Origin of the sequence: Acinetobacter sp. UBA2063 (assembly GCF_002333245.1) — a bacterium.
Taxonomy (GTDB): Bacteria; Pseudomonadota; Gammaproteobacteria; order Pseudomonadales; family Moraxellaceae; genus Acinetobacter; species Acinetobacter parvus.
Genome location: NZ_DDAH01000013.1, coordinates 6547 through 10348 on the forward strand (window position 1 = coordinate 6547; position 3802 = coordinate 10348).

Here is a 3802-nt window from a genome sequence, read left to right on the forward strand (position 1 = left end):
TAGATGAGAGAAATCCTATTTTTCTTCATAATTAATTTCGACAGAATGGTAAGTACAGAGGAAAGAAGATATCACCAAAGGAAACGTAAAAATCATAAGATTGTGGTAAGCGTTCAGAGGGTCTGAATGAAAAATAACAAGCAATAAAAATAAATCAAAACCAGAATAATAAAAACTACGCGCAAAGGCTCAGGTGAAAATCTGGGCTTTTTTGTGCGTAGCTGTTCTTCAACTGATTAAACCAGATCATTTTCACTACGGTCAGTGGCAAATAATGAGCGGCGCTGGTTTTTCGGGATTTTTGGACAGTTATTTGAGATTTGGTACAACATTTTTGTCAGCGCAGGCAAGTGGGTACCGACTACAGATTTTCCTGTGGTGAGTAATGACACACTGATATCACGCTCTGGATCGGCCCAGTATAAAATATTCGAGAAGCCAATATGTCCAAAAGCCTGTCCTGTCATTGGCCCAAACAGACCGACAGGGTTGCTGCCCAGCATTGGGCCAAGTGCATAACGCATTGGCGCAAGTAAACTACGGTCGATACTGACGCCAGAGGTCGGCAAGGTCGAACGGAAAACGGTTTTGGCACTCATGATCTGTTTGCCCTGATATTCACCACCACTGAGCAACATTTCAAAAAAACGTCCTGACTGCTCTGCACTGGTGTAGATGTTGCCAGCAGGGCAGATGATGTCCATGAAACGTGTGTCATTGGTAATGTCCACAGCGGTTTGTAGCCCAGCACCCAGCACATGCTTTAAATAACGATCCGTACCTAAACCTGGATGCATGCCAGTGGCGTAGTTCATTGCCACATCTGCGCGGTACTCTGGTTTTAGGCCATAGTTGAAATAATCCAGACCCATTGGCTTTTCAATATGTTCAGCCAGATATTCACGCACGCTTTGTCCTGTGACACGCTTGATCACCTCACCCAGAATATAGCCTGCGGTCACGGCATGATAGGCAAGATGCGTACCTGATGGTGAAACTGGCTTGGCCGCGCACAGGCGTTTTAGAATCTCTTTCTCATCAAACAGCAACTCAGGGGTGATCTCACCGTCGATCCGTGGAATTCCACCGCGATGTGATAACAGGTGGAACAGGGTCGCACGCCGTTTGCCATTGACCCCATATTCAGGAATGTAATAGCTGATTGGATCCAGCAGGTTCAGGTCACCACGCTCATCCAGCATGTGTACCAGCATGGCCGTGACCATTTTAGAGGCTGAGAACAGGCAAACGGGAGTGTCTGGTGTGCCGATCTTGGCATCAGCACCCAGACCATCGGGAGTGTTGCCCTGAGCGTAGCCAATGCTACGGTTCAGCAGGATTTGTCCCTGACGGCGTAGACATAGGGTAATTAAAGGATAGTTCCCCGTTTTATAAAGACATTCAACACTATCCCAAATCTTCTGGACCTGCTTTTCCGTCAAGCCCCCCAATTCAGCCGCGACTTCATCTTTGGAACGAATGACTTGATTGAGGTCATCTGGCACATAACAGGTATTGGTGGATAAGATTTTCACGATTCCCTCGCTAATTTTTCGTTTTCTTTCATTTCTATTGTAAACTGAAAACAGAATTGATAAATAGTTTGCCTGTTTTTCTGACAATTGTCATTGTCCCAATGATGAAATAAAAACATTTTTGCAATATAGCCATAGATCACTTAAAATAGGCGAATTGCTGTAGTGATGCACGGCAATCAGTTGCTTGCAACTGATCATTATCATTTTATTTTTTAAGCATCTCGGAGAAATCGAATGGCTTTAACTAACGCAGATCGCGCAGAGATCATCGCTAAATTTGCTCGTGCTGAAAACGACACAGGTTCACCAGAAGTACAGGTTGCTTTGTTGACTGCTCAAATCAATGATTTGCAAGGTCACTTTAAAGAGCACAAACATGACCACCACAGCCGTCGTGGTTTGATTCGTATGGTAAACCAGCGTCGTAAACTACTTGACTATTTAAATGGTAAAGATCACGGTCGTTATGTTGCTTTGATCGGCGCATTAGGTTTACGTCGTTAATTCGATTTGGCTTTATTTTCGGTATTTCGCATGTTGCAATGCCTTAACGCTGAAAACAAAGTTTCGCCTGATTTAAGTTAGGCGATTTTTAGAAGGGGCGCATGTTCGCTCCTTCTTTGTGTTTAAATTTATTTAAAAATTTTGATCTGGTGCGATGGCTTCTAAGCTTTGTCATTTATCCACACGCCAGTTGTGGTCTGAATGCCAAACCTTAGGGGTCTCACTAGAATAACTTTTTAAAAGACATCAGGAAAATATAATACATGTCAATGTTTAATATCGTTCGTAAAGAATTCCAATTTGGTCAACACCAAGTTGTTTTAGAAACGGGTCGTGTTGCACGTCAAGCAAATTCAGTTTTAATCACAATGGGTGGTGTAACTGTGCTTGTTGCGGTTGTGGCTCAGCCAAAAGCAAAAGCGGGTCAAGACTTTTTCCCGTTAACTGTGAATTATCAAGAAAAACAATATGCGGCGGGTCGTATCCCTGGTGGTTATGGCAAGCGTGAAGGCCGTGCTTCTGAAGCAGAGACTCTAATTTCTCGTTTGATTGACCGTCCAATTCGTCCATTGTTCCCAGAAGGTTATTTCAACGAAATCCAAGTCACAGCAACAGTTGTGTCTTCTGACAAAACCATGGATGCTGATATTGCTGCAATGTTGGGTACATCTGCTGCATTGTCGATTGCAGGCACACCTTTCCGTGGTCCAATTGGTGGCGCACGTGTTGGTTTGATCAATGGTGAATATGTTCTTAACCCAACGTTAGAACAACTTGCACAATCTGATCTTGATCTTGTGGTTGCAGGTACAGAGTCAGCAGTGTTAATGGTTGAATCTGAAGCGAAAGAACTTTCAGAAGACCAAATGTTAGGCGCAGTACTTTTCGGTCATGACGAAATGCAAATTGCTGTACAAGCAATCAAAGAATTTGCTGCAGCTGTTGGTGCGAAAGAATCAGAGTGGGTTGCTCCAACTAAAAATGAAGCGCTTCTTGAGCAATTAAAAGCAGCTTTCGAAGCGAAAATCTCTGAAGCATATACCATTGCGGTAAAACAAGACCGTTATGCAGCTTTGGATGCGTTGTATGCAGAAGCTGTAGCTCAGTTCGTTCCAGAAAATGACGAAACTGGCATTGCAGACGAAGTCAACGAATTATTCGAAGACCTTAAATACCGCACAGTACGTGACAACATCTTGTCTGGCAAGCCACGTATTGATGGTCGTGATACAAAAACTGTTCGTGCTATCGACGTTCAGGTTGGCGTGCTGGGCCGTGCCCATGGTTCAGCATTGTTTACCCGTGGCGAAACTCAGGCACTTGTGACTGCAACTCTAGGTAACACTCGTGATGCGTTGATGGTTGATACCTTGGCTGGTACCAAAACTGACAACTTCATGTTGCATTATAACTTTCCTGCATACTCTGTAGGTGAAACAGGTCGTGAATCTGGTCCTAAACGCCGTGAAATCGGTCATGGCCGTTTGGCGCGTCGTGGTGTACAGGCGGTACTTCCTCCAGTTGACCGTTTCCCGTATGTGTTACGTGTGGTTTCAGACATTACTGAATCAAATGGTTCATCTTCAATGGCGTCTGTATGTGGTGCTTCGCTTGCACTGATGGATGCGGGTGTTCCGCTTAAAGCACCAGTTGCGGGTATCGCAATGGGCTTGGTGAAAGAGGGTGAGCGTTTTGCAGTACTTTCAGACATCCTGGGTGACGAAGACCATCTGGGTGATATGGACTTTAAAGTAGCAGGT

General features: G+C 44.5%; 3 protein-coding genes. 2 read left to right on the plus strand and 1 reads right to left on the minus strand.

What is annotated here, in order from left to right; translation table 11 throughout:
• Nucleotides 1-236: 236 nt before the first annotated feature.
• Nucleotides 237-1535: a serine hydrolase domain-containing protein gene (locus B4H32_RS00585; protein WP_004680673.1), complete on the minus strand. Its 1299-nt coding sequence runs from the start codon at nt 1533-1535 to the stop codon at nt 237-239.
• A 237-nt stretch (nt 1536-1772) separates the two neighbouring features.
• Here B4H32_RS00585 and rpsO point away from each other — a divergent pair, with 237 nt between their 5' ends.
• Complete coding sequence (gene rpsO, locus B4H32_RS00590) at nt 1773-2042, plus strand: 30S ribosomal protein S15 (protein WP_004637724.1); 270 nt, start codon at nt 1773-1775, stop codon at nt 2040-2042.
• Nucleotides 2043-2311: 269 nt separating this feature from the next.
• Nucleotides 2312-3802: polyribonucleotide nucleotidyltransferase (gene pnp, locus B4H32_RS00595; RefSeq protein WP_286799105.1), on the plus strand; the 1491-nt coding region annotated here is incomplete at its 3' end.